Annotated in this window: 27 protein-coding genes; 17 read left to right on the top strand and 10 right to left on the bottom strand. The window is 69.0% G+C overall.

What is annotated here, in order from left to right; translation table 11 throughout:
* From ACIBQX_RS29235 to ACIBQX_RS29225, 3 genes are read left to right on the top strand one after another with little or no spacing between them, the layout of a single operon-like run.
* Window positions 1–414, top strand: a complete 414-nt coding sequence (locus ACIBQX_RS29235) for a roadblock/LC7 domain-containing protein (protein ID WP_197093780.1) — start codon at window positions 1–3, stop codon at window positions 412–414.
* 20 nt (window positions 415–434) lie between these two features.
* Window positions 435–839 carry a DUF742 domain-containing protein gene (locus tag ACIBQX_RS29230; RefSeq protein WP_397010007.1) on the top strand — a complete coding sequence of 135 codons (405 nt, stop codon included), beginning with the start codon at window positions 435–437 and terminating at the stop codon, window positions 837–839.
* On the top strand, window positions 820–1398 hold the full coding sequence (locus tag ACIBQX_RS29225) for a GTP-binding protein (protein ID WP_397010005.1): 579 nt from the start codon (window positions 820–822) through the stop codon (window positions 1396–1398). Before ACIBQX_RS29230 ends, ACIBQX_RS29225 begins: the two co-directional genes overlap by 20 nt.
* An 82-nt stretch (window positions 1399–1480) precedes the next feature.
* Here the strand turns inward: ACIBQX_RS29225 and ACIBQX_RS29220 are convergent, their stop codons facing one another.
* A complete protein-coding gene (locus ACIBQX_RS29220; RefSeq protein WP_397010003.1) occupies window positions 1481–2254 on the bottom strand; it encodes an ABC transporter ATP-binding protein in 774 nt (257 codons plus the stop codon).
* A 106-nt stretch (window positions 2255–2360) separates the two neighbouring features.
* On the opposite strand from ACIBQX_RS29220, the gene ACIBQX_RS29215 reads away from it, so the two are divergent.
* Window positions 2361–2783 (top strand): pyridoxamine 5'-phosphate oxidase family protein, encoded by a 423-nt coding sequence (locus ACIBQX_RS29215; protein WP_397010001.1) that lies wholly within the window; start codon window positions 2361–2363, stop codon window positions 2781–2783.
* A gap of 7 nt (window positions 2784–2790) precedes the next feature.
* Here the strand turns inward: ACIBQX_RS29215 and ACIBQX_RS29210 are convergent, their stop codons facing one another.
* The 3 genes from ACIBQX_RS29210 to ACIBQX_RS29200 are packed head-to-tail and all read right to left on the bottom strand — an operon-like array spanning window position 2791 to window position 5518.
* Window positions 2791–3645: an ABC transporter permease gene (locus ACIBQX_RS29210; protein WP_397009999.1), complete on the bottom strand. Its 855-nt coding sequence runs from the start codon at window positions 3643–3645 to the stop codon at window positions 2791–2793.
* A 29-nt stretch (window positions 3646–3674) separates the two neighbouring features.
* Complete coding sequence (locus tag ACIBQX_RS29205; RefSeq protein ID WP_397009997.1) at window positions 3675–4520, bottom strand: ABC transporter permease; 846 nt, start codon at window positions 4518–4520, stop codon at window positions 3675–3677.
* On the bottom strand, window positions 4517–5518 hold the full coding sequence (locus ACIBQX_RS29200; RefSeq protein ID WP_397009995.1) for an ABC transporter substrate-binding protein: 1002 nt from the start codon (window positions 5516–5518) through the stop codon (window positions 4517–4519). Before ACIBQX_RS29200 ends, ACIBQX_RS29205 begins: the two co-directional genes overlap by 4 nt.
* A 595-nt stretch (window positions 5519–6113) precedes the next feature.
* On the opposite strand from ACIBQX_RS29200, the gene ACIBQX_RS29195 reads away from it, so the two are divergent.
* The 5 genes from ACIBQX_RS29195 to ACIBQX_RS29175 all read left to right on the top strand — a co-directional run bounded on the left by ACIBQX_RS29195 (window position 6114) and on the right by ACIBQX_RS29175 (window position 11208).
* Window positions 6114–8903, top strand: a complete 2790-nt coding sequence (locus ACIBQX_RS29195; protein ID WP_397009993.1) for a nitrate- and nitrite sensing domain-containing protein — start codon at window positions 6114–6116, stop codon at window positions 8901–8903.
* Window positions 8900–9322, top strand: a complete 423-nt coding sequence (locus ACIBQX_RS29190; RefSeq protein ID WP_336208249.1) for a roadblock/LC7 domain-containing protein — start codon at window positions 8900–8902, stop codon at window positions 9320–9322. Before ACIBQX_RS29195 ends, ACIBQX_RS29190 begins: the two co-directional genes overlap by 4 nt.
* 4 nt (window positions 9323–9326) lie before the next feature.
* On the top strand, window positions 9327–9731 hold the full coding sequence (locus ACIBQX_RS29185; protein ID WP_372462240.1) for a DUF742 domain-containing protein: 405 nt from the start codon (window positions 9327–9329) through the stop codon (window positions 9729–9731).
* Window positions 9732–9738: 7 nt separating this feature from the next.
* Window positions 9739–10299, top strand: a complete 561-nt coding sequence (locus tag ACIBQX_RS29180; RefSeq protein ID WP_397009990.1) for a GTP-binding protein — start codon at window positions 9739–9741, stop codon at window positions 10297–10299.
* Between the two features lie 99 nt (window positions 10300–10398).
* A complete protein-coding gene (locus tag ACIBQX_RS29175; protein ID WP_397009988.1) occupies window positions 10399–11208 on the top strand; it encodes a class I SAM-dependent methyltransferase in 810 nt (269 codons plus the stop codon).
* 7 nt (window positions 11209–11215) lie between these two features.
* Here ACIBQX_RS29175 and ACIBQX_RS29170 read toward each other — a convergent pair whose 3' ends face one another.
* The 6 genes from ACIBQX_RS29170 to ACIBQX_RS29145 are packed head-to-tail and all read right to left on the bottom strand — an operon-like array spanning window position 11216 to window position 17469.
* The gene (locus ACIBQX_RS29170; protein ID WP_397009986.1) at window positions 11216–12643 is read right to left on the bottom strand and encodes an MmgE/PrpD family protein; all 1428 of its coding nucleotides are present in this window, start codon (window positions 12641–12643) and stop codon (window positions 11216–11218) included.
* The gene (locus tag ACIBQX_RS29165) at window positions 12636–13520 is read right to left on the bottom strand and encodes a cyclase family protein (protein WP_397009984.1); all 885 of its coding nucleotides are present in this window, start codon (window positions 13518–13520) and stop codon (window positions 12636–12638) included. The genes ACIBQX_RS29170 and ACIBQX_RS29165 overlap by 8 nt, the downstream gene beginning before the upstream one ends.
* A gap of 28 nt (window positions 13521–13548) precedes the next feature.
* Window positions 13549–15000 carry a dihydroorotase family protein gene (locus tag ACIBQX_RS29160; RefSeq protein WP_397009982.1) on the bottom strand — a complete coding sequence of 484 codons (1452 nt, stop codon included), beginning with the start codon at window positions 14998–15000 and terminating at the stop codon, window positions 13549–13551.
* An 11-nt stretch (window positions 15001–15011) separates the two neighbouring features.
* On the bottom strand, window positions 15012–15746 hold the full coding sequence (locus ACIBQX_RS29155; RefSeq protein WP_397009980.1) for an ABC transporter permease: 735 nt from the start codon (window positions 15744–15746) through the stop codon (window positions 15012–15014).
* Between the two features lie 38 nt (window positions 15747–15784).
* Window positions 15785–16534 carry an ABC transporter permease gene (locus ACIBQX_RS29150; protein WP_397009978.1) on the bottom strand — a complete coding sequence of 250 codons (750 nt, stop codon included), beginning with the start codon at window positions 16532–16534 and terminating at the stop codon, window positions 15785–15787.
* Between the two features lie 56 nt (window positions 16535–16590).
* The gene (locus ACIBQX_RS29145; protein WP_397009976.1) at window positions 16591–17469 is read right to left on the bottom strand and encodes an ABC transporter substrate-binding protein; all 879 of its coding nucleotides are present in this window, start codon (window positions 17467–17469) and stop codon (window positions 16591–16593) included.
* Between the two features lie 545 nt (window positions 17470–18014).
* Between ACIBQX_RS29145 and ACIBQX_RS29140 the strand changes: the two genes are divergently transcribed.
* The 8 genes from ACIBQX_RS29140 (at window position 18015) to rimM (ending at window position 25332) form a co-directional block, all read left to right on the top strand.
* Window positions 18015–20828, top strand: a complete 2814-nt coding sequence (locus ACIBQX_RS29140) for a nitrate- and nitrite sensing domain-containing protein (protein ID WP_397009974.1) — start codon at window positions 18015–18017, stop codon at window positions 20826–20828.
* Window positions 20825–21247, top strand: coding sequence for a roadblock/LC7 domain-containing protein (locus ACIBQX_RS29135; RefSeq protein ID WP_397009972.1), 423 nt, complete (start codon window positions 20825–20827; stop codon window positions 21245–21247). Before ACIBQX_RS29140 ends, ACIBQX_RS29135 begins: the two co-directional genes overlap by 4 nt.
* A gap of 95 nt (window positions 21248–21342) precedes the next feature.
* The gene (locus tag ACIBQX_RS29130) at window positions 21343–21666 is read left to right on the top strand and encodes a DUF742 domain-containing protein (protein WP_397010724.1); all 324 of its coding nucleotides are present in this window, start codon (window positions 21343–21345) and stop codon (window positions 21664–21666) included.
* Complete coding sequence (locus tag ACIBQX_RS29125; protein WP_397009970.1) at window positions 21620–22234, top strand: GTP-binding protein; 615 nt, start codon at window positions 21620–21622, stop codon at window positions 22232–22234. The genes ACIBQX_RS29130 and ACIBQX_RS29125 overlap by 47 nt, the downstream gene beginning before the upstream one ends.
* Window positions 22235–22289: 55 nt before the next feature.
* A complete protein-coding gene (gene ffh / locus ACIBQX_RS29120; RefSeq protein ID WP_397009968.1) occupies window positions 22290–23834 on the top strand; it encodes a signal recognition particle protein in 1545 nt (514 codons plus the stop codon).
* Window positions 23835–24031: 197 nt separating this feature from the next.
* A complete protein-coding gene (gene rpsP, locus ACIBQX_RS29115) occupies window positions 24032–24517 on the top strand; it encodes a 30S ribosomal protein S16 (RefSeq protein WP_397009966.1) in 486 nt (161 codons plus the stop codon).
* Between the two features lies 1 nt (window position 24518).
* The gene (locus ACIBQX_RS29110; RefSeq protein ID WP_336208239.1) at window positions 24519–24764 is read left to right on the top strand and encodes an RNA-binding protein; all 246 of its coding nucleotides are present in this window, start codon (window positions 24519–24521) and stop codon (window positions 24762–24764) included.
* 67 nt (window positions 24765–24831) lie between these two features.
* Window positions 24832–25332 (top strand): ribosome maturation factor RimM, encoded by a 501-nt coding sequence (gene rimM, locus ACIBQX_RS29105; protein WP_397009964.1) that lies wholly within the window; start codon window positions 24832–24834, stop codon window positions 25330–25332.
* Window positions 25333–25336: the final 4 nt, after the last annotated feature.

Genomic DNA, 25336 nt, shown 5'->3' with positions numbered 1-25336 from the left:
CTGAGCCAGGGAGCGCGTGGCATCAACTGGCTGATCACCGATTTTGTCAACAACGTGCCTGGTGTGGCGCACACCGTCGTGGTGTCGTCAGACGGCCTGCCTCTGGCCTTCTCCGAAGGTTTCCCCAAGGACAGAGCCGACCAGCTTGCCGCTGTCGCCTCAGGTGTGATCAGTCTGACCCAGGGTGCCGCCCGCGTCTTCGAGGGCGGCATGGTCACCCAGACCGTCATCGAGATGCAGCGTGGACTGTTGATGATCATGTCGATCAGCGACGGGTCCTGTCTCGCGGTGCTGGCGGCACCCGACTGCGACATGGGCCTGGTGGCCTACCAGATGACGCTGCTGGTCGAGCGTGCGGGCCAGGTGCTCACACCGGCCGTACGCGCCGAACTGCAGGCGGCCCGCCCCCGCTAGACGGGCGGTGACAGGAGATCATGGTGTCAGGTCAGGGTTGGGCTGGTGATAGCACTCCGCCGCATCCGTCGGCTCCCCGTCCGCCGAAGTCGAGCTCCCTGGTACGGCCTTATGCCGTGACCGGGGGGCGGACTGCGCCGCGGATGAAGTTCGCCATGGAGGCGCTGGTGTCCTCGGTGACGTCCGAATATCAAGATATTTCTCTATTAAGTCCGGAGTATCAGGCGATCATTCAGCTGACCCGGAACGTCCGATCGGTTGCTGAGATCTCAGCCCTCTTACACCAGCCCCTTGGGGTGGTCCGGGTGCTGATCGCCGACATGGCGTCGGAAGGCCTGATCCGCGTGCACCAGCCTGCGCTGGAAGCGGGAAAGCCGGACCTCAACTTGCTCGAAAGGGTGCTCAGTGGACTTCGCAGGCTCTAGCGCCGGCCTGACCTCGACGAAGATCGTCGTGGCCGGCGGGTTCGGCGTTGGCAAGACGACGTTCGTGAAAGCGGTGTCCGAAATCTTGCCGCTGACCACGGAGGCGGTGATGACCGACGCCTCGGCGGGGGTCGACGACGTCTCGCTCACGCCGAACAAGACGACCACGACCGTGGCGATGGACTTCGGCCGGGTGTCGCTGGACCGTGACCTGATCCTTTACCTGTTCGGCACGCCCGGTCAGCACCGGTTCTGGTTCATGTGGGACGACCTGGTGCGTGGCGCGATCGGCGCGGTGGTGCTGGTGGACACCCGTCGGCTGGCCGACAGCTTCCCGGCCATCGACTACTTCGAAGAGGCCAAGCTGCCCTTCATCATCGGGATCAACGGCTGGGACGGGCAGTTCGCGCACGGGGAGGACGACGTGCGCGAGGCGCTGTCACTGGGCTCGCACACCCCCGTCGTGCGTCTGGACGCCCGATCCAGGGACGCGGTCAAGACCACGTTGATCACCCTCGTGGAGCACGCGCTGACGCGTCACACGCACGCTCCGGCGTGATCCGAGCGCCTCAGCGGTGCCGCGGGCACCGCTGAGGCGGCGAACCATCCCCCATCGATCAGGACGTCGATCAGTACGTGGATCAGTGCGCGACCGTGTGGCCGCGCACCAGCCGCCCGACCTCGGCCCGCAGGTGGACGAAGTCAGGGTGTTCGCGGGTGGTGATCTGGTCGCGGGGCCCCGGCAGCTCCACGTTCAGGTCGCCGACCACGTGCGCGGGCGCCTTGGACAGCACCACGACGCGGTCGCCGACGTACACGCTCTCGTCGATGTCGTGCGTGATGAGCACGATCGTCATCTGGTGGAGCCGGCGCACCTCCAGCACGAGGTCCTCCAGATCCTCCCGGGTCTGCGCGTCGACGGAGCCGAACGGCTCGTCCATGAGCATCAGGGTCGGCCGGTAGGCGAGCGCGCGAGCGATCGCCACCCGCTGCTGCATGCCGCCGGAGAGCTGGAAGGGATACTTCCGGCCCGCGTCCGTCAACCCCACCGACGCCAGCGCCTCCTGCGCCGCCTCACGCCGCTTGCGCCGGTCGAGACCCTTACGGCGCAGCGGCAGCGCGACGTTGTCGGCCACCGACATCCAGGGGAACAGCGACCGGCTGTAGTCCTGGAACACCACGGCCAGGTTGGCGGGCGTCTGCTTCACCAGCGCGCCGTCGACCTTGACCTGCCCGCCCGTGGGCGTGATCAGCCCGCCGATGGAGCGCAGCAACGTGGACTTCCCGCAGCCGGAGGGCCCGACGATGCACAGCAGCTCGCCGTCGGCCACCTTGAGGTCGAGCCCGTCGATGGCGTGATGCTCGTTCGGCCCACCGCCGCCATATATGTGCGTGAGGTTCTCTATCTCCAGCAAAATGAATTCCTAGGGCCGAGTCCGGCGATAACACGCCGACTCTATCGAAGGGGTCATATCTTGCACATGACTATGGCTAGCGCGCGTGAGTAGTGTGTGGTGCCTGATGAATGGCTTCACTGAGGCGGAGCTCGCCTACCTGCGCACCCACGACCTGGCAAGGCTGGCGACGGCCACGGCCGCCGGGGCGCCCCACGTCGTTCCCGTCCGGTTCAAGCTGGACCCCGAGCGCAATCTGCTCGCGATCGGCTCCCACCTGCTGCCCGACGGCGTCCGTCCCCGCCGCTACCGGCACAACGTCCGGCACAACGAGCAGGTCGCCCTCGTGGTGGACGACTTCACCGACGACGGGCCGCGCGGCGTCGCCGTCCACGGGGTCGGCAGGATCCACCTCCAGGGCGGTGAGGGGCTGAACCCCAGGTTCGAGCCGATCTGGCTGGCGATCATGCCGACCTGGATCTCCTCCTGGGGTGTGGACACGCCTCCCTACGCCGCGCCCCGCAGCCGGTGGGTGACCGAAGGACTGTGAGATCGGCTCACACCTCCACCCGCTGGGCGCTGTGGTGCCAGGCCAGCACGCGGCGCTCGGCGACCAGGAACAGTTCGTTGAGCAGATAGCCGAGGATGCCGAGCAGCAGGATGCCCGCCCACATCGCCGGCAGGTTGAACGTGGAGTAGGCGACGGTGAGCTGGAAGCCGATGCCGTTGGTGGTGCCGGGCAGCAGCTCGGCGAAGACCGTGACGATCAGCGACAGGGACAGGGCCAGGCGCAGCCCGGCGAAGATCTTGGGCAGCGCGGAGGGCAGGACGATCAGATAGACCTGCTGCGCCCGCGACAGCCGGAACACCTGCCCGGTGTTCAGGTGCAGCGGCTCCACCGAGCGGGCGCCGTCGGCGGTGTTGAGCAGCACCGGCCACAGGATGCTGAAGACGATGAAGGCCAATTGCATGCGCAGCCCGAACCCGAACACCACCAGGAAGACGGTGACCAGCGCCGGGGGCGGGATCGCGCGCAGGAACTGCAGGACGCCGTCGAGATAGTCGTACGCCTTGGCCGAAAGCCCCAGCGCCAGCCCGAGAGCGACGCCGATGACCGCGCCGCCCGCCAGGCCGCCCGCCATCCGGCCCAGGCTGGGCAGGACGTTCTCGACGGCCATGTCGGTCAGGAAGAGCCTCCCGGGTGGTCCGGAGAACCACATCGCGTGCATCCGGGTCACGATCGTGGACGGTGGCGGGAAGAACGCGCTGCCGGCGAGTGTCGTACCCCACTCCCACGCCGCCACCAGGACGACCAGCAGCAGCCACCGGGAGGCGAGCGCCCGCGCGAGCCGGCCGATGACCGCGCGCACCGCCCGCACCATCCTGACCGCGCCCACACGGACCGCGCTCACACGGACCGCGGTCGCCCTTCTCACCGCGATCACCGCCCGGCTCCCACGGCGACCGGCGCGCCGGAGGGCGCCCCGAGCCTGGCGTGCTGCCACGCGAAGAGCCGTCGCTCGGCCGCGACCAGCAGCGCGTTGACGACCACCCCGAACAGCCCCACCCAGACGACCCCGGCCAGGATGTCGTCCATCCTCGCCGGCACCGCGATGCCCGCGAAGAAGATGAACACCCCGATGCCCTCGCCCCGGCCCGCCACGATCTCGGTGCTGACAGTGAGGATCAGCGCCACCCCGGTCGCCAGCCGGAACCCGGTCATGATGAACGGCGCCGCCGACGGCAGCGACACCCACCACAGCACCGCCGGAGCGCGGAAGCCGTAGGACCGCAGCGACTCCTTGGCGACCGGGTCGACGCCGCGCAGGCCGTACATGGTGTTGTAGAGGATGGGCCAGAGGGAGGCGTAGATCACCAGGGTGACGCGCAGCTGCAGGCCCGTCCCGATGACCAGCGCCACCAGGGGGATGAGCGCCACCGACGGGATGGGGCGGAGGAACTCGACGATCGCCCGGGTCGCCGCGTCGATCAGCCGGACGCTGCCGAGCAGCAGGCCGAGCGGCACCGCGATCAGCGCCGCCACGCCGAGCCCGATGGCCCAGGCCAGCATGCTGGTCGCCGCGTGCGCGCGGAAGGCTGGATCGAAGAGCAGTTCGCCGGCGCGCAGGAGGATCACCGAGGTGGGCGGCAGGAAGCCGGCGTCGACGAGCCCGGCCCGGCCGAGCACCTCGAACAGCGCGGCGAAGGCGAGCACCCCGACCGCCCGCCGCGACCACCGTGCGGTGGCCGTGGACGGGCGGTCACGGGTGCGGGTCCGGGCGCTCACCCGGAGGTGGTGGGGGACATCAACGACTTGACGTCGATCTCCTTGCTGAGCCATTTGGCCTCCAGCATCCAGTCGGCCACGCGTTGCAGCCGGACCGGGTTGTCGGAGCTGGAGAAGTAGGGGAACGTCACGGTCGCGGCCGTGTCCTTGTCGATCTGGGTGAAGTTCGGCAGCACGTTGGCCACCACCTCACGGTTGTTCTCCATCATCTTGGCCGCGTTGTGCAGCCCCCGCTGGAATGCGGCTGCGGTCTTCGGATGCTTGTCGTACCACTCCTGCGTGCCGATATAGCCGGAGATGGGGAATTCGGCCGCGGGGCCGGAGGCGGGATCGAGAATCTTTCTGGCGCCCATCGAGGACGTTGCCGCCGTTACCATCGGCTCGCCCAAATATGCGGCATCGAGCTGTCCCTTTTGCCACGCGGGCATGATGTTCTGGAACGTCACGGCAACATACTTGATCTTCGTCGGGTCGACGTCGTTGGCTTTCAGGACTTGGGTGAGCGCGAGTTCCTGGAAATTACGCAGGACGTTCACATTGATCGTCTTGCCTTCGAGGTCCTTGGCGGATTTGATCGGTGAGTCAGGCAGAGCCATGATGCTCAGCGAGTCCGGTGCGGCGCGCGATCCTTCGGCCAGGATCCGCAGCTTCAGCGCGCCCTGATCGTGCGCCTGGAACATCGACACGTAATTGCCGAACATCGCGTCGATCTCGCCGTTGAGCATCATCGGAATGGCCTCGGGCGACGACTGGACGATCTCCGGCGTGACCTTGAGCCCCTCCTTCTCGAAGAGTTTCTGGTCAATGGCGACGAACAGCGCGGCACTGTCGATGGCCGGCAGGGCGGCGACCTTCAGTTCGGTCTTCTCCAAGCCGCCGTTGCCGGCGGCGGCGGACGTCTGTGGACTGGCTGTGTCGGATCCGCCGCCGCAGGCGGCGACTCCTAGCGCCAGGGCGAACCCGATGATGGCGGCCCGGGCGGGACGGCCAAGCCTCATGTCTTGGACTCCCTTCACACGATGAGGTGGAGCCTGGAGGGGAAGGAGGGGTGAATGTTACGGGGGATACTCGCGGGACAGTGTGCATGGCGCACGACAGGACCTGACGGTAGCACCACATGATGCGCCATCATCGAGAAAATAACACTTGTGGTTGCATCGCCAGTTTGGCGCTATATCGTAAGGATTGACCCGACCAGTAAACAGTCTTCGTGCTTTCGCCTAATATGGCGCGGTTCGTGCCCTCAGGGGAAGGAGGTGACGCCCGGGGAAGCGGATGCCGGTGGGGCGAGTCGAAGATCGGCTCATGCGAGCTGAGACGAGTCAGTCCGTTTCGCTATTCAGCGTGGCGGACCGGCCTTGTCATGTGCGACAAATAGGGATATGCACAGTGTGACATTTCCTGATGTTTGATCCCGGTCATCGTCGTATGCTCAAATGGCCCTCATTTCGATAGTACACAGAGCCCCGCATGCGACGAGCAAGCATGGTGATCGAGATTTCCCCTCTGGGGCGAGAGGTTGCGAAGGCAGTGACTACGCAGAACGCTGGAGCTACCGCTGACCGCGAGGCGCACGGCCATCAGAAGCGCCGGGTGCCCAAGCCTTCTACGAGAAGATTCGGGCTGGGGAACTGGCACGTCCGATCGCGACTCGTCGCGCTGATCGTCGTACCCACGGCGGTGGCCGTGGCGTTAGGCGGTCTGAGCGTGTTCACCTCGCTCCGGGACGCCGACACCTATCAGACACTGCGAGAGGTCGCCGAGTTCAGCGAGGCTCTCGGCGCCGTCAGCCACGAACTGGCCTTCGAACGTGACCAGACCGCTCTCTACATCGCCCAGGGCCGCCCCCCGGCCAGCGAGCCGCAGCTCCGCAACACCTACGACGGGGTCGACGACCTGGTCCTGGCGGCCAAGCAGCGTGCCACGGCGCTCGCCGGCACCCACGAGGCGGCGGTGCGCTCGGTGTTGCGGCGGCTGGAAGAGGTCGCGACGCTGCGCGAGACCGCGGTCAAGGGGAAGATCCAGCCGCTGCCGACGATCTCCAAGTACTCCCAGATCATCTCCTCCCTCCTCCAGTTCCACGACCAGGTCGGCGAGGTCGCGGTCGACGACCAGGTCTCCCGTGGCGCGGGCGCCGGGGCGGCGATCGCGCGGGCCAAGGAGCAGGCCTCCAAGCAGCGCGGCATCCTGGCCAGTGCCCTGGACAAGAAGGGGTTCGACGCCGGCGAGCTCGACTCCTTCACCGCCGCCAAGGCCCGGGAGGAGAGCGAGCAGACCCTCTTCGCCACCCTCGCCTCCCAGGAGCAGCTGGAGCTCTATCGCAACAGCGTCGTCGGCCGGGACGTCGACCAGACCGACCTGTTCCGGCTGCGGGCCATCGCCCAGTCGTCGGAGAGCAAACCGCTGAGCATCGGCACCAGACCGGCCAGGGACGTGGCCACCTGGTTCGACGTCAGCACAGGCAAGATCGACGCGATGCGCGAGGTGGAGAAGGGGCTGGCCGCCGCGGTCATCCTGCGCGCCCGCGCGCTGGAGAACGGCGCCAACACCACCGCCCTGGTCTCCGGCGTGCTCATCCTCATCCTGCTGGTCGTGGTGCTCGCCATCATCGCGCTCATCGCCCGATCGCTGATCAGGCCGCTGCGCAAGCTGCGCCGCGAGGCCCTGGAGGTAGCGGGCCAGCGCCTGCCGCAGACCGTGCGCAAGCTGCGGGAGAGCGCGGACGGCGTGGCCGGTCCGGTGGTGCCGATCGGCGTCACCACGCACGACGAGATCGGGGAGGTGGCGCGGGCCTTCGACGAGGTGCACCGTGAGGCGGTCCGCCTGGCGGGCGAGGAGTCGCGGCTGCGCAGCAACGTCAACGCGATGTTCGTGAACCTGTCCCGCCGTAGCCAGACGCTGGTGGAACGGCAGATTACCCTGATCGACGGGCTGGAGCAGGGCGAGCAGGACGAACAGCGGCTCGGCAACCTGTTCAAGCTGGACCACCTGGCCACCCGCATGCGCCGCAACAGCGAGAACCTGCTGGTCCTGGCCGGTCAGGACCCGCCGCGCCGCTGGAGCCAGCCGGTCAAGCTCGTGGACGTGGCCCGCGCCTCCCTGTCGGAGGTGGAGAACTACGAGCGCGTGGTGCTGCAGGTGCCCGACGGCGTCTCGATCGCCGGGCAGGCCGTCAACGACATCATCCACCTGCTGGCCGAGCTGGTGGAGAACGCGCTGTCGTTCTCCCCGAGAGAGACCCGGGTGACGGTGTCCGGCAGCCGGATCGACGGCGGCGGCGTGATGCTGTCCATCACCGACTCCGGCATCGGCATGACCATCGAGGAGCTCACCCAGGCCAACGAGCGGCTGACCGACGCGCCCAGCGTGGACGTGTCGGTGTCGCGCAGGATGGGCCTGTTCGTGGTGGCCAGGCTGGCGCACCGGCACGGCATCAGGGTGCAATTGCGACCGCACGGCTCGGGTGGGCTGACCGCCATGGTGCTCATGCCCGAGTCGCTGCTCGCCCAGCCGGCCGCTCTGGCGGGCGCCTCCAGCGGCCCTCGTGAGGAGCAGCCGTACGTGGGACCGCACGCGGCTCCCATGCCGGAGTTCGGTGCGGGGCCCTACCAGATGGGCCCGGCCCACCCGTCCTACCCGTCCAACCCCGACGGCCCCGGCTGGCCCGCCCCACCCTGGCCGCCGAGCGACGGCGGTGGCAGTGGTGCCGGAGGCGGCGGTGGCGGGAGCAACAACGGCAGCGGCTGGCCGGTCGACCCGCGCGGCCCCGGACCCGGGGCCGGTGTCGGCGGCTTCGACTCCGCCGACGTCTGGCTGCCCCCGCGCGAGCCCGGCTGGAACGGCGACCAGTTGCCCCGGCGCTCCGCTCCTGATCAGCCGCCGAGCTGGGCGAAGGGCGAGCGGATCGACCCGCCGCAGCGTCCCAGGTACGACTTCCCCGAGATCGAGCAGGGTGCGACGACCGACCCCGGACTGAAACCCGCTGGAGACGACTACCTGCCGATCTTCGCCGCCGTCGAATCCGCGTGGTTCGAGCGTGGCGGAAGCAGCGCGGTCTGGAGCTCGGAGAAGGCGGACGAGGGCTGGTCGGCGGCCAAGGCCGCGGTCGAGCCGGCGCGCGGCGGGGCGACGGCCGCGGGACTGCCCAAGCGGGTGCCGAAGGCGAACCTGGTGCCGGGCTCGGCGGAGACGGTCAACTCTCCGCGCGGGGTCTCACCGGTGCCCTCGGTCTCCCCGGACCGGGTGCGGTCGCGGCTGTCCAACTTCCAGCAGGGCTTCCGCGCGGCGCGCGAGGACATCAACGGCGGGCGCGCCACCGGGTCCGGCTTCGGCGGCCCGATGCGGGCGGTGGACGGCGGAGACGATCCGGAGGAGAACATATGAACGAGCTGAGCCATGCGGCGCGTGGCGTCGACTGGCTGATCACCGACTTCGTCAGCACCGTGCCAGGAGTGGCGCACGCGGTGGTCGTGTCGTCCGACGGGCTGCCGCTGGCGGCCTCGTCGGGCTTCCCGGCGGATCGGGCGGACCAGCTGGCGGCCATCGCGTCCGGCTTGGTGTCGCTCACCCAGGGCGCGGCCCGGGTGTTCGAGGGCGGCGTGGTCAATCAGACGATCGTCGAGATGCAAAGGGGGCTGATGCTCATCATGTCGATTTCAGATGGTTCATGCTTAGCGGTTTTAGCAGCCCCTGATTGTGATATGGGACTGGTGGCGTATCAGATGACGCTGATGGTGGACCGTGCCGGTCAGGTGCTGACACCGGCGGTCCGTGCGGAGCTGCGCGCGAGCCAGACTAGGTGATGTGGTGACGGATCCACGGTGGAACAGCGGTGGCTGGGAGCCCGAGTCCCAGCCGCGGTTACAGGCTGACCCGGCCTCGCCGGTGCGTCCGTACGCGGTGACCGGGGGGCGGACGGCGCCGCGGGTGAAGCTCGCGATGGAGGCGCTGGTGTCCTCGGCCACGGCTGAGCACAGGGAGTTCTCCCACATCACGCCGGAGTATCAGGCGATCAGCCAGCTCTGCCGGCAGGTCCGCTCGGTGGCCGAGGTGTCGGCCCTGCTGCGTATTCCCTTGGGTGTCGTTCGGGTGTTGATCGCGGACATGGCGGCCGAAGGACTGGTGCGGGTGCACCAGCCCGCGTTGGAAGACGCGGGCCGGCCGGATGTCAACTTGCTGGAAAGGGTGCTCAGTGGACTTCGCAGGCTCTAGTCCGGGGTTGACCTCGACGAAGATCGTGGTGGCCGGTGGCTTCGGCGTGGGCAAGACGACGTTCGTCGGTGCGGTTTCGGAGATCATGCCGCTGACGACCGAGGCGGTGATGACGGACGCCTCTGCCGGGATCGACGATCTCGGCATGACCCCGCTGAAGTCGACCACCACGGTGGCGATGGACTTCGGCCGGGTGTCTTTGGACCGTGACCTGATCCTCTACCTGTTCGGGACGCCGGGGCAGCACCGGTTCTGGTTCATGTGGGACGACCTGGTACGCGGTGCCATCGGCGCGGTGGTGCTGGTCGACACCCGGCGGCTGGCCGACAGCTTCCCGGCCATCGACTACTTCGAAGAGGCGCAGCTGCCGTTCGTCGTGGGCATCAACGGCTGGGACGGCAACTACGCCCACAGCGACGCCGAGGTGCGGGACGCGCTCTCGCTCGCGGCGCACATCCCGCTCATCCGGCTCGACGCGCGGTCGAAGGAGTCGGTGAAGAGCGCGCTGATCCACCTGGTGGAGCATGCGCTGACCGTCCGTACCGCCGTCCCCGGCTGGAGCGGCTGACCCCTGCCGGGGCAGACGCCGCCGCTTTCGGCCCCTTGTTGATCGTCAGCTTCCGTGACAGGCTCAAGATCACTGATCATGCGCTTGTGAGGGAAGCCGATGGATGCCAAGGATTACATGGCCGGCGTGTTCGACCGCGCGTCCGGCACCTACGAGCGGGTCGGCGTGCCGTTCTTCGCACCCGTCGCCGCCGAGTTGGTACGGCGGGCCGCGCCCGCGCCCGGCGACCATGTCCTGGACGCCGGTTGCGGGACCGGCGCCTCGCTCGTGCCGGCGGCGCATGCCGTCGGTCCCACCGGCCGGGTCGTCGGGCTCGATCTGGCGCCGGGGATGGTGGCCGCCACCGCCGCCGAGATCGAGCGTCACGGCCTGAGCCAGGCGATCGCCCTGCTGGGCGACGCGGAGCAGGCGGAGAAGCTACTGCCCGGTGAGCGGTTCGACGTCGTGCTCGCCGGGATGATGCTGTACTTCCTGCCCGACCCGCCCCTTGCCGTACGATCCATGGCGGGGTTGCTGCGACCGGGCGGGGTGCTGGCGGCCAGCCTGCTGGTCCGCTCGAGCCCGGCCGAGGCCGAACTGCTCGCGCTGGTGGAGCGGGCGTTGCAGCCGTACGCCGCCGGCGCGGGCAGCGCTCCGTTCCAGCACAAGCTGGGCGCGCCCGAGGACCTGACCGGGCTGCTCCAAGGGGGCGGACTGAGCCACGTCCGCTACGCGGATGTGGTGTTCGAGGTGGCCATCGAGGCCGGGCAGGTGTGGGACTGGCTCTGGTCGGCCGCCCGCAGGGCCCCGCTGGAGAGCATCCCGACCTCCCAGCGGGACGAGGCCAGGGCGGCCCTGGAGTCGTCACTGACGCAGGACCGCTACGTCCTGGCCCGCACCGTGCGCTTCGTCACCGGGTCGCGCGACTGACGACCGGTCAGGCTCCCGTCGCCGGTTCGAACTCCGCCACCAGACGGAGCAGTTCGCCGATGTCGCCGATCTCGTCCAGCCGGCCCGCGTGGTCCACCACGGCGTCGGCGGTGGCGCCGGAGAGCCGGCCGGCCACGTTGTCGCGGAACTTCAGCGCCAGCTCGGCCGCGGACAGCGGCCGGGCCGGGCCGCCACGGTTGGTGAGGACTTCCTGATGCCAATCACGCCCGTCGAGGTCGCGGGCGCGCAGCACGGCGGGGAACTGGTGCGGGAAGATCTTCGTCGCGCGGTCGTCGGGCACCACGTCCACCTTGGCCATCAGCTCGCGCCGCAGCGGGTCACGCGCCAGGTCGTCGGTGAAGTCGGCCAGTCCCACCCCGAGACCGCCGCCGCCGAGCAGTCCGGCGACCACCGCGTACGGCCCGCTGAACTGCGCCTCGTATCCCGTCCGCGGGGCGCGCTTGCGCTCCATCGGCTCCCCGATGGTCCGGATGACGGGAGCGGGGACGCCCAACGTCAGGCTCTCCACGCGAGCGGGGTCCAGCCCCTGTTCGCGCAGCCCGATCGCCGCGTCGATGGCCGCGTGGGTGAAGTGGTTCGCCGGATAGGGCTTGAAGAAGATCCCGGGCACGGCCCACTCCGTGCCGAGGTCGCGGGTGATCTCCTCCGCGGAGTAGCGCCCGTGCAGGAAGGCCTCGAAGAAGCCGAAACGTCCCTCAAGGACGGTCGGCGGCCCGCTGAACCCGCGCCGGACGAGATCCGCTGCCGTCACCGCCGAATGCGCCGCCCACCCGCAGTGCAGCCGTTTCACCGTCCCACCTGCCCGGTTGGACTCGATGATGCCCGAGGCCGTGGACGCGGCCAGGCCGAGGGCGTCGAGCACGCCTTCACGGGAGAGGCCGAGCAGGAGGGCCGCCGCGACGGCGCCGCCCATGGTCCCGCAGATCGAGGTGGCGTGCTGCCCGTGCTCGAAGAAGAGCGAATTGCCGGCTTCGGGGTCGTATCCCGCCATGCCCAGCCGCACGCAGACCTCCAGGCCGACGGCGATCGCGCGGATCGTGTCCCGGCCTGAAGCGTGCACCGTCTCGGCCGTGGCGAGCGCGGCCGAGATGACCGGGGCGCTGGGATGCAGTACGGAGGGCAGGTGGGTGTCGTCGTAGTCGAGGGAGTGCGCGAGCACCCCGTTGGCGAGGGCGGCCAGCGAGGCCGGCACCTGAGAGCCGCCGCCGACGATGTGCGCCTGCGGGCGTCCGCCCTGGTCACGGACGTAGTCCACGATGCCGCCGCTGGTCGGCAGCCGGTGCGCGGCCACGCAGAGGCCGATCACGTCGAGCACGCGCTTGCGCACGCTGTCGACGACGGCGTCCGGCAGCGTGGCGGCGGAGGCGTCGACCGCGAAGTCGGCCAGTCGCCGGCCGAGGGTCGTCTCAGTCACGGCGGGCTTCCCCTGCCTGAGCGGTCACCAGGGCCAGCGGCCGCACCGGCGAGCCCGTCGCGCCGAAGAACGGCAGCGGGGACAGCACGAACGTGAACGCGTGGACGCCGTCGCGAGCCAGCTCGTCCAGCTCCATCGTCTCGATGAGGTAGATGCCCGACTCCACCAGCAGCACCCGGTGCGCGGGCAGCACGCTGTGTCCCTGTCCGGGAGCCAGCCGCTCGAAGGCGATGGTGTCGGCTCCCACGGCATGCGCGCCGCGCTCGGCCAGCCAGTGGGCCCCGGCCTCGCCGACTCCGGGAACCCCCGACTCGCCACCGAGGTAGACCTGCGGGTCGGAGCCGGTGAAGTGGCGGCCCCATCCGCTGCGGACCAGGATGACGTCGCCCGGGGAGGGCTCGGTGCCCTGGCGCCGCACGGTCGCGTCCAGATCGGCCGGGGTGATCTCGTAGCCCGGTTCGCAGAGCTCCACGCCGAGCGCGGCGGGCACGTCCAGCAGCACGCCGCAGCGCACCATCGGCGCGATCGTGTGCACGCCGTGCTCAGGGTAGCGGCCTCCCACGCAGGCCGCGGCGGCGTCGGCCCCGCCGTACAGCCTGCCGTCCTGCGACACATGCGCCAGCGCGTCGATGTGCGTGCCGACGTGGGTGCCCATGGAGATCAGGTCGTTGGCGGCCGATCCCCCGTCGGAGCGCGTCCTGTCCCCGTGTCGGCGCGGGAGGGTGTGGGTGTAGGCGGGGTGGTTGGGTGACTGCGGCATGCCGGCGAAGAGCGGCCTGCCCAGGTCATAGATCGTCACTCCGCCACGTACGGCTTCGCGCAGGGGGTCGGCCTCGGGTCCAGGAGCGCCCGAAGGGGTGTTCACGTGCGTCGTCATGATCTGTCTTCTCTCCCGAACGGGGCGTTCAGGCGGGCCGGGGCACGAATCGGCCCACGTGGTCGCCCACGATCTTGCCGGCGTCCAGCACGTGGTTGCCGCGCACGAACGTGTCCGTCACCCTGGCGGTCAGCTCGAAACCCTCGAACGGTGTGTACTCCTGCGTCGACTCCGAGTCCTGCGCGCGCACCGTCCAGGTGCTCGCGGGGTCGACCAGGCAGATGTCGGCGTCGAAACCCGGGGCGATCGCGCCCTTGCGGCGCAGGCCGTACCGCTTGGCGGGATTCCAGGAGGTCAGCGCGGCGATCCGGCCGTACGGCAGACCCCTGCGGCGGCCCTCGGTGACCAGACCGGGCAGCAGGTACTCGGCGCCGCCGAACCCGGCCTTGGCCACGAAGACGTCGTCGCGCGGGTCGCCGAACTTGAGCTCGTCACGGCAGCAGGCGTGGTCGCTGACCACCCAGTCCACGGTGCCGTCGAGCACGTACTCCCACAGCGCCTCGACGTCCTCGCGCGGCCTGATCGGCGGGTTGACCTTGGCGCCGAGGCCGCTGGCCGTGTCGACGTCGGCGAGCAGGTGACCGATCGTGACCTCACGCCGGAAGTCGATGTGCGGGAACGTCGCCGCCATGCGGACGGCCGCTTCCAGGGCCTTGCGGGAGGACAGGTGCAGCAGGTTGACGTTGGCCAGCCCCGTCTCGTGGGCGAGGTAGGAGGCGATGAAGACGGCCAGCCCTTCGGAGTGCTGGGGGCGCGAGGCGCTGTAGGCGGCCAGCCCGCTCAGGTCGCCGGCCTCCTCGACGAGCTTCGTGTACGCGGTCATGATCTCGGCCGTCTCGCAGTGCAGCGACAGCGAGATCTCGTCGGCCAGCTCGGGCAGGCGCTCCCTGGCCGCCTGCACGCCGCGCATCACGAACTCGAAGTGCGCGTAGTCGTAGCGCTCGCCCTCCGGCAGCATGAGGAACGCCCGCTGGTCGTCGGATCGGCCGTGCAGCCCGTGCCCTCCGTAGAACATGAAGATCTTGAACGACGGGACCCCGAACCGCTCGATCAGGTCGGGCAGTTCACCGATGTGCCCGCGCGACATGGGCGCCAGGTGGAACCCGTAGTCGATGTAGGCCCGGCCCTCGGCCTGCTTGAGCACCTCCGGGAAGAAGTCGGCGTAGGAGCCGCCCCTGTTGAGGTAGTACTGCCCGGTCCGCATGTACGTCAGCGCGGTCGTCACGCCGCCTTGGGCGCTCGCCCTGCTCTCCGACTCGGCGTCCTCGGACAGCGGGTTGTAGATGCCCCAATGCTGATGGGCGTCCACGACCCCGGGGAAGGCCAGCTTGCCGCCCCCATCGATCACCTCGCCCGTCTCGGGTAGTAGTCCGGGCTGCACGTCGACGATGCGGCCGTCCACGATGGCGATGTCCGCGTTCGTGGGCTCGTCCCGGTCGTGGGTGACGACCCGTACGTTCTTCAGCAGCAGCTCGGACACGGGGGTTTCTCCTAAGCGATACGGTGCGCGTCGCGGTGCCAGGCAAGCACGCGCCGCTCCACCATGAGGAACAGGGTGTTGAATGCGAAGCCGAGCACGCCGAGCAGCAGGACGCCGGCCCAGATGGCCGGCATGTCGGCGTTGTTGCTGGCCAGGTTAAGCAGGTAGCCGATGCCTTCGGTGCTGCCCTTGAGCTCGGAGATGACCATCAGGATCAGTGCCAGGGACACGCTCAGGCGCAGGCCGGCGAAGATCTTCGGCGCGGCCGCGGGCAGGATGATCCGGGTCAGCCGCAGATACGCGGGCACACCGAAGACGGTGGCGGTTTCGAGCTTCAGGTTGTCGAGGTTGCGCGCGCCGTCGATGGAATTGAGCAGGATGGGCCAGACGATGCCGAAGACGATGGTCGCGACCTGCACCTGCGTGCCCATCTGGAAGAGCACGAGGAAGACCGGCAGCATGGCGGGTGGCGGCACCGCCCGGCCGAACTCGACGAGTGGCTCGAAGTAGTCGGCCAGCCAGGGCGTCCGGCCGAGCGCGACGCCCAGCCCCACACCCACGATCACGGCCAGTCCCCAGGCTCCGGTGACTCTGATCAGGCTGGGGAGGAAATTGTCGACGGCCTCTTCGGTGAGGATGTAGGGCCCGGAGAACCACATCTCGTACATCCGAGACAGAATCCTGGTCGGCGTGGGGAAAAAGGGGTTCTCGAGTGATAGGGCGAGCAATTCCCAGCCGCCCAGCACGACGGGGACCAGCCACAGCCGTTTGATCAACGTACGGATCATGGCGTTCGCCACCTGAACAGACGTCGTTCGGCGCGCACCAGCAAGATGTTGACGACGAGACCGATCGTGCCGGCCCACAGGAGGGCCGCGATCACGTCGATCATCGCGTCGGCGCCGATGCCCGTGCTCGCCTGGATGAGAAAGCTGCCGATGCCGCTCGCACCGCCGACGATGTACTCCACGCTGATCGCCAGGATGAGCGTGATGGAGGCGGCGAGCCGCACTCCTGTCGCGATGAAGGGCGCCGCGCTCGGCAGGGAAACCCGCCAGATCACTGCGGCCGGCCCGAAGCCGAACGCGCGCATCGTCTCCTTGGCCAGCGGGTCAACGTCCCGCACCCCGTAGAGGGTGTTGATCAGGATGGGCCACGCCGAGGCGAAGACGATGAGAGCGACCTTGGCGTTGATCTCCGGTGTGAAGAAGAACAGTGCCAGCGGGATCAGCGCCACCGAGGGGATCGGCCGGAGGAACTCCACGAAGACCCGGGTCATCTCCTCCACCGCCGGGACCGTTCCCAGGAGCACGCCGATGGGGACGCCGACCAGGACGGCGAGCGGCAGTCCGATGGCGCAGGCGGTGAGCGTGCCCTGCAGGTTCTCGAGGAACACGGGATCCACGGCGAGCGCCACGGTCCTCGACAGGGTGTCCCCGGCCGGTGGCAGCCACTTGAACAGGCCCGAGACGCCGAGGAGCTGCCAGGCAAGCAGAAAACCCGCCACGCCGGTGGCGTGGCGGGACAGCTTCACCAGGCTGGCACGGGTGAGCGGTCCACGTCCACGCCTCGCCGGAGAGACTGCGGTCATCATCCCTGAGCGGAATAGATCATGGAGCTGACGTCCATCTTCTGCTTCAGCATGCCCGCGTCGAGCATGAGGTCCGCCACCCGCTGGATGCGCTGGGCGCTCAGGGAGGTCGGGTAGTTGCCGAGGTTGATCGTGGAAGCGGTCTCAGCCGGGATCTTGGTGAAGGTCGGCAGGATCTTCGTCACCGCGGCGCGGTCCGTGGCCGCGATGTTCTGCGCCTTCGCCATGGCCCGCTGGAAGGCGGCCAGCGTCTTGGGGTTCTCCGCCACCCACTTCTCGGTGGCCGCCCAGCCGGTGATCGGCAGGCCGTCGGTCGGGCCGGACATCGTGTCCAGGAGCATGGTGGCGCCGAGCTCCTTCTTGGCCTGGCTGACGTACGGGTCGGTCATCCAGACGGCGTCCACGTCACCCTTGTCGAGGGCGGAGAGCCAGTTGGTCGTCGGCACCTCGACGTACTGGATGTCCTTGTTGTTGGCAGGGTCGAGACCGGCGATCTTCATGTGCGGGTTCATGGTGAGCACGCCCAGGCCGACCAGGGCGTTGGTCCCGATCTTCTTCCCCTTGAGGTCGGAGACCTGCTTGATGGGGGAGCCCTTCTTCACCATCACGCCGAACGCGCCCGCGGCGCCCTGGTAGGAGTCGGCGATGTACTTGAACTTCTCGGTGCCCGCCTCCTGAATCGACAGGATGGTGGCGTAGCTGCCGAGGACGACGTCCATGGAGCCGTTGGAGAGCTTGCCCAGGACCGCCTGGGGAGCCTGGATGGCCTCCTGCTTGACGTTGAGGCCCTCTTCCTTGAAGAAGCCGCGCTCCATGGCGATGAACAGCGGAGCCGAGTCGGCGCCGGGATACTGACCGATCAGCAGGTCAGTCTTCATGTCAGAGGAGGTGCCGGCGGCATCTGACTGTTCGCCCGAACCGGAACATCCCGTGACGACGAGGGTGGCCACCAGTCCAACCAGGGCGGTACGCCCTAATGTACCGAACCGCATTGCGGGTCTCCTTTGAATCGGGGGGTGATGCGAAGGGAGTGATCAGCGACGGTGGCACCCTAGCGCAGCTATCACACCTCTCCGCAGCCAGAACATCGGACGTTAACTCGAAATATGCATATATAGGGTGATTTATAACGTTTGTCTGACTTGATTGCACCGCTGCTGTTGATGTCGAAGGGGCGAGATTAGCGCTGTGATCTGCGTAAAATGCCGTGTTATGGACCGATTGTGACCCGTGGGGCATTGGCCGATCTCCTGGTGATGTGCTCCAATTGCTCTCGCCCCAAGGGTGCGTTGCGTCACGGCTGGCTCATGCGTGACATGATCTTCATGCACCAGACCATCGGAGAGAGGTTGCGGAGCAGGTGAAGACCGTTACCCGTGCTGCGGGCGGGGATCAGGGCTTTAGAGACGAAGCTCCCCGACGCGTGTCCCGTGGGCCACAGACGCCGGGCGGTGCGAAAGCCGGCAAGCGCAGGACGGGCCCCCGCTTCTCTCTGCGCAACTGGCGGGTCCGTTCCAAGCTGCTGGTCCTGGTGGTCATCCCCACTCTCGCGGCGCTCGTGTTCGGTGGCCTGCGCGTCACCACCTCGATCGCCACCGCCAGCGAGTACGCGCAGGTCAACGTGGTCGCCGTGCTGGCGAGCCGGCTGACCACCCTCGCGCACGAGGTGGAGGTGGAGCGCGACCTCAGCGCCCAGTACGTCGCTCAGGGACGCAGAGGCGGCCGACCGGCGGACGTGAGCGCTCAGTACGAGCGCGTCGACAAGCTCGTCATCGAAGTCAGGAGCGGCGTCGAGGAACTCGAGGTCGCTGACGGCCCCCACGCCGCCGAAGCCCTGAGCATCAAGAACCGCCTCAACGAACTCGCCACTTCGCGCACGACCGCGATCGACTCGCAGCTCGACCAGAACTCGGTCATCGCGCTCTACGACCGGTCCATCTCGGACCTGCTCTCGCTGAACGGCAAGATCGACCTGGGCGCGGTCGACAAGGAGTTATCGGCGAGCGTCTCCGGCTTCGCGGCCCTGTCCAGAGCCAAGCAGTACGTGTCCACCCAGCGTGCGCTGCTCGCGGGAGCCCTGGCCACCGGCACCTTCGGCAAGGACGAACTCGACGCCTTCATCGCCGCGCGCGCTCAGAAGAACAGCGAGCTCGCCACCTTCAGGGCGCAGGTCTCCCTCGCGCTCCGCCAGCTGTACGACGACACCGTCAGTGGCGCGGCCGTCGACCGCGCCGAGATCCTCTCCGCCCGAGCCCTGGTCCTGCAAGACGCCGGGCTCCCCCTGAGAGACCGCAAGCTCGGACTCGTCCGTGACGGCGAGACCTGGTACAACGCCATCAGTGAGACCGTCGACGGCATGCGCGAGGTCGAAAAGCAGGCGGCCGACTCCATCGTGCTGCGCAGCCGCGCCCTGGAAGGCGCCGAGCAGCAGAGCGCCGCGATCGTGGCCGGCGCGATCCTGGCCCTGCTCCTCCTCGTGCTGCTCGTCACCGTGATCATGGCGCGTTCGCTGAGCGGCCCGCTGCGCCGACTGCGCAGGGAAGCCCTGTTCATCGCCGGACGCCGTCTGCCCGATACCGTGCGCCAGCTGCGCGAGGCGGAGGCCACCGGCGAGAACGTCCAGGTTCAGCCCATCGGCGTCGCCTCCAACGACGAGATCGGGGAAGTGGCGCGGGCCTTCGACGAGGTCCACCGCGAGGCGGTCCGGCTGGCGGGCGAGGAGTCCCGCCTGCGCGCCAACGTCAACGCGATGTTCGTGAACCTGTCCCGCCGCAGCCAGACGCTGGTGGAGCGGCAGATCACCCTGATCGACGGGCTGGAGCAGGGCGAGCAGGACGAGCACCGGCTGGCCAACCTGTTCAAGCTGGACCACCTGGCCACCCGCATGCGCCGCAACAGCGAGAACCTGCTGGTCCTGGCCGGTCAGGACCCGCCGCGCCGCTGGAGCCAGCCGGTCAAGCTCATCGACGTGGCCCGCGCCTCCCTGTCCGAGGTCGAGAACTACGAGCGCGTCCTGCTCCAGGTGCCCGACGGCGTCTCCGTGGCCGGCCAGGCCGTCAACGACTTCATCCACCTGCTGGCCGAGCTGGTGGAGAACGCCCTGTCGTTCTCCCCTCGTGAGACCCGCGTGACCATGTCGGGCAGCCGGATCGACGGCGGCGGCGTGATGCTGTCCATCACCGACTCCGGCATCGGCATGACCGCGGAGGAACTCGCCCAGTCCAACGAGCGGCTGACCGACGCGCCGGCCGTCGACGTGTCGGTGTCGCGCCGCATGGGCCTGTTCGTGGTCGCCAGGCTGGCGCATCGGCACGGCATCCGCGTACAGCTCCGCTCCCAGGGCTCCGGCGGGCTCACCGCGATGGTCCTGGTGCCGGAGAGCCTGCTCGGCGCGCAGACGCCCGTCATGGACACCCCTCCGGCCGCGATGGACCGCGGACGGGCGGAGGCTTTCGCGGGACCCCCCCAGCAGGCGGCCCCTCAGTGGCAGAGCGGCGGCTACGAGCCCGGCCCCGGCCACCCCTCCTATCCCTCCAACTCGGACCCGAGCGCCTCCTGGCCCTCGGCGCCGCAGTGGCCGTCGGCCGGGACGGGGGAGGCCTGGCCGTCCGGCCCGCGCAGCACCAGCGGCGGCTTCGACACCGACGACGTCTGGATCCCCTCCCGCGTTCCCGGCTCCTGGTCCAGCGAGAGCAACCCGCTGCCCAAGCGCCCCACCGACGCGCCGCTGCCCGGCCGCGGCTTCGACGACCGGGTGAACGCCGGCCCGCAGCGCCCGCAGCACGACTTCCCCGAGACCGAGTCGGCGGCCACCGGCCCCATGCCGGTGGTCTCACCGTCCGGCCCGCCGCCGTCCGCCGGCGACGAGTTCCTGCCGATCTTCGCCTCCGTCGAATCCGCCTGGTTCGACCAGGGCGGCTCCGACGCGGCCTGGGGGTCGGCCAAGGCCGACGCCGGCTGGACCGCGGCCAAGGCCGCGGCGGAGCCGGTGCGCGACGGTGCGACGGCCTCCGGCCTGCCCAAGCGGGTGCCCAAGGCCAACCTCGTGCCCGGCTCCGCCGACACCGCGTCAGCGCCCAAGGGAGTCGTGCCGATGCCCTCGGTCTCACCGGATCGGGTACGCAGCCGCCTGTCCAGCTTCCAGCAGGGCTTCCGGGCCGCGCGTGACGACATCAGCGGTGGCCGGGCTCCGCAATCTGGTCAGCGGAACCACGAGAACAGGGAGGAGGGCGCATGAACGATCTGAGTCGCGCGGCTCACGGAGTCGACTGGTTGATCACCGACTTCGTCAGCACAGTGCCAGGCGTCGCTCACGCCGTTGTCGTCTCTTCTGACGGCCTGCCGCTCGCGGCCTCGTCGGGCTTCCCGCCCGACAGGGCCGACCAGCTGGCCGCGATCGCTTCCGGCCTGATCAGCCTCACCCAAGGGGCGGCCAGGGTGTTCGAAGGCGGCGTGGTCAACCAGACGATGGTGGAGATGCAGCAAGGGCTCATGCTGATCATGTCCGTCAGCGACGGCTCCTGCCTGGCCGTACTCGCCGCACCTGACTGTGACATGGGCCTGGTGGCCTACCAGATGACCTTGATGGTGGACCGTGCCGGTCAGGTGCTCACTCCAGCGGTGCGTGCCCAGCTGCGTGCCACCCAGACCAGGTGATGTGAGTGACGGATCCCAGATGGAACAGTGGCGGCTGGAACAGCGGCGGCTGGGAGCCCCCGCCCCCTCCGCGCTCGTCGGACCCGGCCTCGCCGGTGCGTCCGTACGCGGTGACCGGGGGGCGGACGGCGCCGCGGGTGAAGCTCGCGATGGAGGCGCTGGTGTCCTCGGCCACGGCTGAGCACAGGGAGTTCTCCCACATCACGCCGGAGTATCAGGCGATCAGCCAGCTCTGCCGGCAGGTCCGCTCGGTGGCCGAGGTGTCGGCCCTGCTGCGGATGCCGCTCGGCGTGGCGCGCGTGCTCATCGCCGACATGGCGGCGGAGGGCCTGGTACACGTGCACCAGCCGCAGCTGGAATCCGGTAGGCCAGATGTCAACTTGCTCGAAAGGGTGCTCAGTGGACTTCGCAGGCTCTAGTCCCGGGCTCACCTCGGCGAAGATCGTGGTGGCCGGTGGCTTCGGCGTGGGCAAGACGACGTTCGTCGGTGCGGTTTCGGAGATCATGCCGCTGACGACCGAGGCGGTGATGACGGACGCCTCTGCCGGGATCGACGATCTCGGCATGACCCCGCTGAAGTCGACCACCACGGTGGCGATGGACTTCGGCCGGGTGTCGCTGGACCGTGACCTGATCCTCTACCTGTTCGGGACGCCTGGGCAGCACCGGTTCTGGTTCATGTGGGACGACCTGGTGAAAGGCGCGATCGGCGCGGTGGTGCTGGTCGACACGCGCCGGCTGGCCGACTGTTTCCCGGCGATCGACTACTTCGAAGAGGCGCAGCTGCCTTTCGTGGTCGGCCTGAACGGGTGGGACGGGGAGTACGAGCACAGCGACTCGGAGATCCGCGACGCTCTCACCCTCGCCCCGCACATCCCGCTCATCCGCCTGGACGCCCGCGCCAAGGACTCGGTCAAAAGCGCCCTGATCAACCTGGTCGAGCACGCCCTTTCAGTTCGGATGGCCGTGCCAGGCTGGAACGGCTGACGAAGCGGATAGGCTGACTGCAGACCCACATTCGCTTCGAGGACTGGCCTACCACGTGTTCGAGACGCTTTCCGACCGGCTGACATCGGTCTTCTCCTCCCTCCGATCCAAGGGGCGGCTGTCCGACGCCGACATCGACGCCACCACCCGCGAGATCCGCATCGCGCTGCTCGAGGCCGATGTCGCGCTGCCGGTGGTCAAGGCGTTCGTCGCCCAGGTCAAGGAGCGCGCCCGCGGCGCCGAGGTCTCCCAGGCGCTCAACCCGGCGCAGCAGGTCGTCAAGATCGTCAACGAGGAGCTCATCGAGATCCTCGGCGGCGAGACCCGCAGGCTCCGCTACGCCAAGACGCCGCCGACCGTCATCATGCTCGCCGGCCTCCAGGGCGCCGGTAAGACCACGCTGGCGGGCAAGCTCGCCAAGTGGCTGCGCGAGCAGGGCCACGTGCCGATGCTCGTGGCCGCCGACCTCCAGCGCCCCAACGCGGTGCAGCAGCTCCAGGTCGTGGGCGAGCGCGCGCAGGTCGCCGTCTACGCTCCCGAGCCCGGCAACGGCGTCGGCGACCCGATCGGCGTCGCACGCGGCTCGATCGACGAGGCCAAGCGGCAGCAGTACGACATCGTCATCATCGACACGGCGGGCCGTCTCGGCATCGACCAGGAGATGATGCGGCAGGCCGCCGACATCCGCGACGCGGTCTCGCCCGACGAGGTCCTGTTCGTGGTCGACGCGATGATCGGCCAGGACGCCGTCAGCACGGCCCAGGCGTTCATGGACGGCGTCGGCTTCGACGGCGTCGTGCTGACCAAGCTCGACGGCGACGCCCGCGGCGGCGCGGCCCTGTCGGTCAGGCACATCACCGGCCGGCCGATCATGTTCGCCTCCACCGGTGAGAAGCTCGAGGACTTCGACGCCTTCCACCCGGACCGGATGGCCTCCCGCATCCTCGACATGGGTGACATCCTCACCCTGATCGAGCAGGCCCAGAAGACGTTCGACGAGGACCAGGCCGCCAAGATGGCGGGCAAGCTGACCTCGGGCGAGAGCTTCACCCTCGAGGACTTCCTCGAGCAGATGATGATGGTCCAGAAGATGGGCCCGATCAAGAACCTGCTCGGCATGATGCCCGGCATGGGGCAGATGCGCGACCAGCTCGACTCCATCGACGACCGTGACCTGGACCGCATCGCGGCCATCATCCGCTCGATGACCCCGGCCGAGCGCCAGGACCCGAAGATCATCAATGGCTCGCGCCGGGCCCGCATCGCCGGCGGCTCGGGCGTGACGGTCACCGCGGTCAGCAACCTCGTCACCCGCTTCTTCGAGGCCCAGAAGATGATGAAGCGGATGGCGGGCGGCATGGGGATCCCCGGCATGCCCGGCGGCAAGGGCAAGGGCGTCAAGGCGCAGAAGAAGGCGAAGAAGGGGCGCCGGGTGAGCGGCGACCCGCGCAAGGCCGCCCTCGGCAAGCCGGCGCCGGAGGCCCCCGCCGAGCCCAAGCAGGGCGGCGTGCTGGGCAACCTCGGCGGCAAGCTGCCCCCGGGCATGGACCTGCCGCCCGGCTTCGACCCGTCCAAGCTGCGGCTCCCCGGTCAAAAGTAACCTTTGCCCATCCGGTCCGGGCGTGCGGTCGAAGGCAGTGCCGTACATCTGGCACAATGACATGTTGGAACATCGCGATCAGGTGGGTGCCCTCTCACCTCCCGCCGGTCGCGCCTGTCCCTGGAGCGGGACCCTTGTCGTGCCCCACTCGATGAGACACCGCTCACCCGCGCTCGAATGCAGGAGAGACCACACCCGTGGCAGTCAAGATCAAGCTCAAGCGGCTCGGCATGATCCGCAACGCTCAGTACCGCATCGTCGTCGCCGACAGCCGCACCAAGCGTGACGGCCGGGCGATCGAAGAGATCGGCCTGTACCACCCGAAGCAGGACCCGTCGCGCATCGAGATCGACGGCGACCGGGCGGCCTACTGGCTGGGTGTCGGCGCGCAGCCGACCGAGCCGGTGCTCAAGCTGCTCAAGATCACCGGTGACTGGCAGAAGTTCAAGGGCGAGCCCGCCCCGGAGCCGATGAAGATGCCGGCGGAAGCTCCCGACCGTCACGCCCTCTACGAGGCCGCGGCCCGCGAGACGCTGTCCGGTGGCGACACCGCCACGGCGGCCACGACGCCGAAGAAGGCCAAGAAGAAGGAAGAGGCCCCTGCGGCTGCCGCCGAGGCCCCCGCTGCGGCTCCGGCCGAGACCGTCGCCGAGCCCAAGGCCGAGGCCGAGGGCGAGGCCTGACGTGCTCGAGGAGGCTCTCGAGCACCTCGTCAGAGGCATCGTCGAACATCCAGACGATGTCCGGGTCCGCGCTCGCCGCATTCGCAGCGGTCGCGTCCTGGAGGTCCGGGTGCACCCCGAGGACCTGGGTAAGGTCATCGGTCGCGGCGGGCGCACCGCCAAAGCGCTGCGCACAGTCGTGAATGCCCTGGCCGACGGGAAGTACGTACGGGTCGATCTGCTCGACCTGGACGAAGCAGTCCGTTAGCGTCAGGTTCGCGCGCCCTCATCGGTTCATCCGATGGGGGCGCTTGCGTTAGAGAGGCAAGGTTCACGTGCAGTTGGTCGTCGGCCGGATCGGCCGCCCACATGGTGTGCGCGGTGAGGTGACGGTGGAGGTGCGCACTGACGATCCCGAGCTGCGCCTGCCCGTCGGCGCGTCGATCGCCACGGACCCCGCCGACAGGGGGCCGCTCGTCATCGAGGGCCGCCGCTGGCACAAGGGCATGCTGCTGCTCAGCCTCGCGGGAGTCGCCGGCCGTGACGCGGCCGACGCGCTGCGCGGCACCATGCTGGTCATCGACTCCGCCGAGGTGGCGCCCTCCGACGACCCCGACGAGTTCCACGACCACGAGCTCATCGGGCTCACGGTCGTGACCGTCACGGGCGAGTCCATCGGCGAGGTCACCGACGTGCTCCACCACGGGCAGGACCTTCTCGTCGTCCGGCGCGACGGCCAGGACGACGCGCTCATCCCGTTCGTCAAGGCGCTGGTGCCGGAGGTGGACGTGGAGCACGGCAGGCTGGTGGTCGATCCGCCCGAAGGGCTGCTGTGAGCGC

The organism is Nonomuraea sp. NPDC049714 (assembly GCF_044465295.1).
Taxonomy (GTDB): domain Bacteria; phylum Actinomycetota; class Actinomycetes; order Streptosporangiales; family Streptosporangiaceae; genus Nonomuraea.
Note: the sequence above shows the minus strand (reverse complement) of the source record. Positions and strands in the feature narration are given on the sequence as shown.

Bases quoted from the DNA above. Each gene is read 5' to 3' on its own strand.
- ACIBQX_RS29190 (WP_336208249.1), top strand. From the start codon at position 8,900: ATGAACGAGCTGAGCCATGCGGCGCGTGGCGTCGACTGGCTGATCACC.
- ACIBQX_RS29200 (WP_397009995.1), bottom strand. From the start codon at position 5,518: ATGAGGCTTGGCCGTCCCGCCCGGGCCGCCATCATCGGGTTCGCCCTG.
- ACIBQX_RS29135 (WP_397009972.1), top strand. From the start codon at position 20,825: ATGAACGATCTGAGTCGCGCGGCTCACGGAGTCGACTGGTTGATCACC.
- ACIBQX_RS29165 (WP_397009984.1), bottom strand. From the start codon at position 13,520: ATGACGACGCACGTGAACACCCCTTCGGGCGCTCCTGGACCCGAGGCC.
- ACIBQX_RS29215 (WP_397010001.1), top strand. From the start codon at position 2,361: ATGAATGGCTTCACTGAGGCGGAGCTCGCCTACCTGCGCACCCACGAC.
- ACIBQX_RS29125 (WP_397009970.1), top strand. From the start codon at position 21,620: ATGTCAACTTGCTCGAAAGGGTGCTCAGTGGACTTCGCAGGCTCTAGT.
- ACIBQX_RS29175 (WP_397009988.1), top strand. From the start codon at position 10,399: ATGGATGCCAAGGATTACATGGCCGGCGTGTTCGACCGCGCGTCCGGC.
- ACIBQX_RS29145 (WP_397009976.1), bottom strand. From the start codon at position 17,469: ATGAAGACTGACCTGCTGATCGGTCAGTATCCCGGCGCCGACTCGGCT.
- ACIBQX_RS29230 (WP_397010007.1), top strand. From the start codon at position 435: ATGGTGTCAGGTCAGGGTTGGGCTGGTGATAGCACTCCGCCGCATCCG.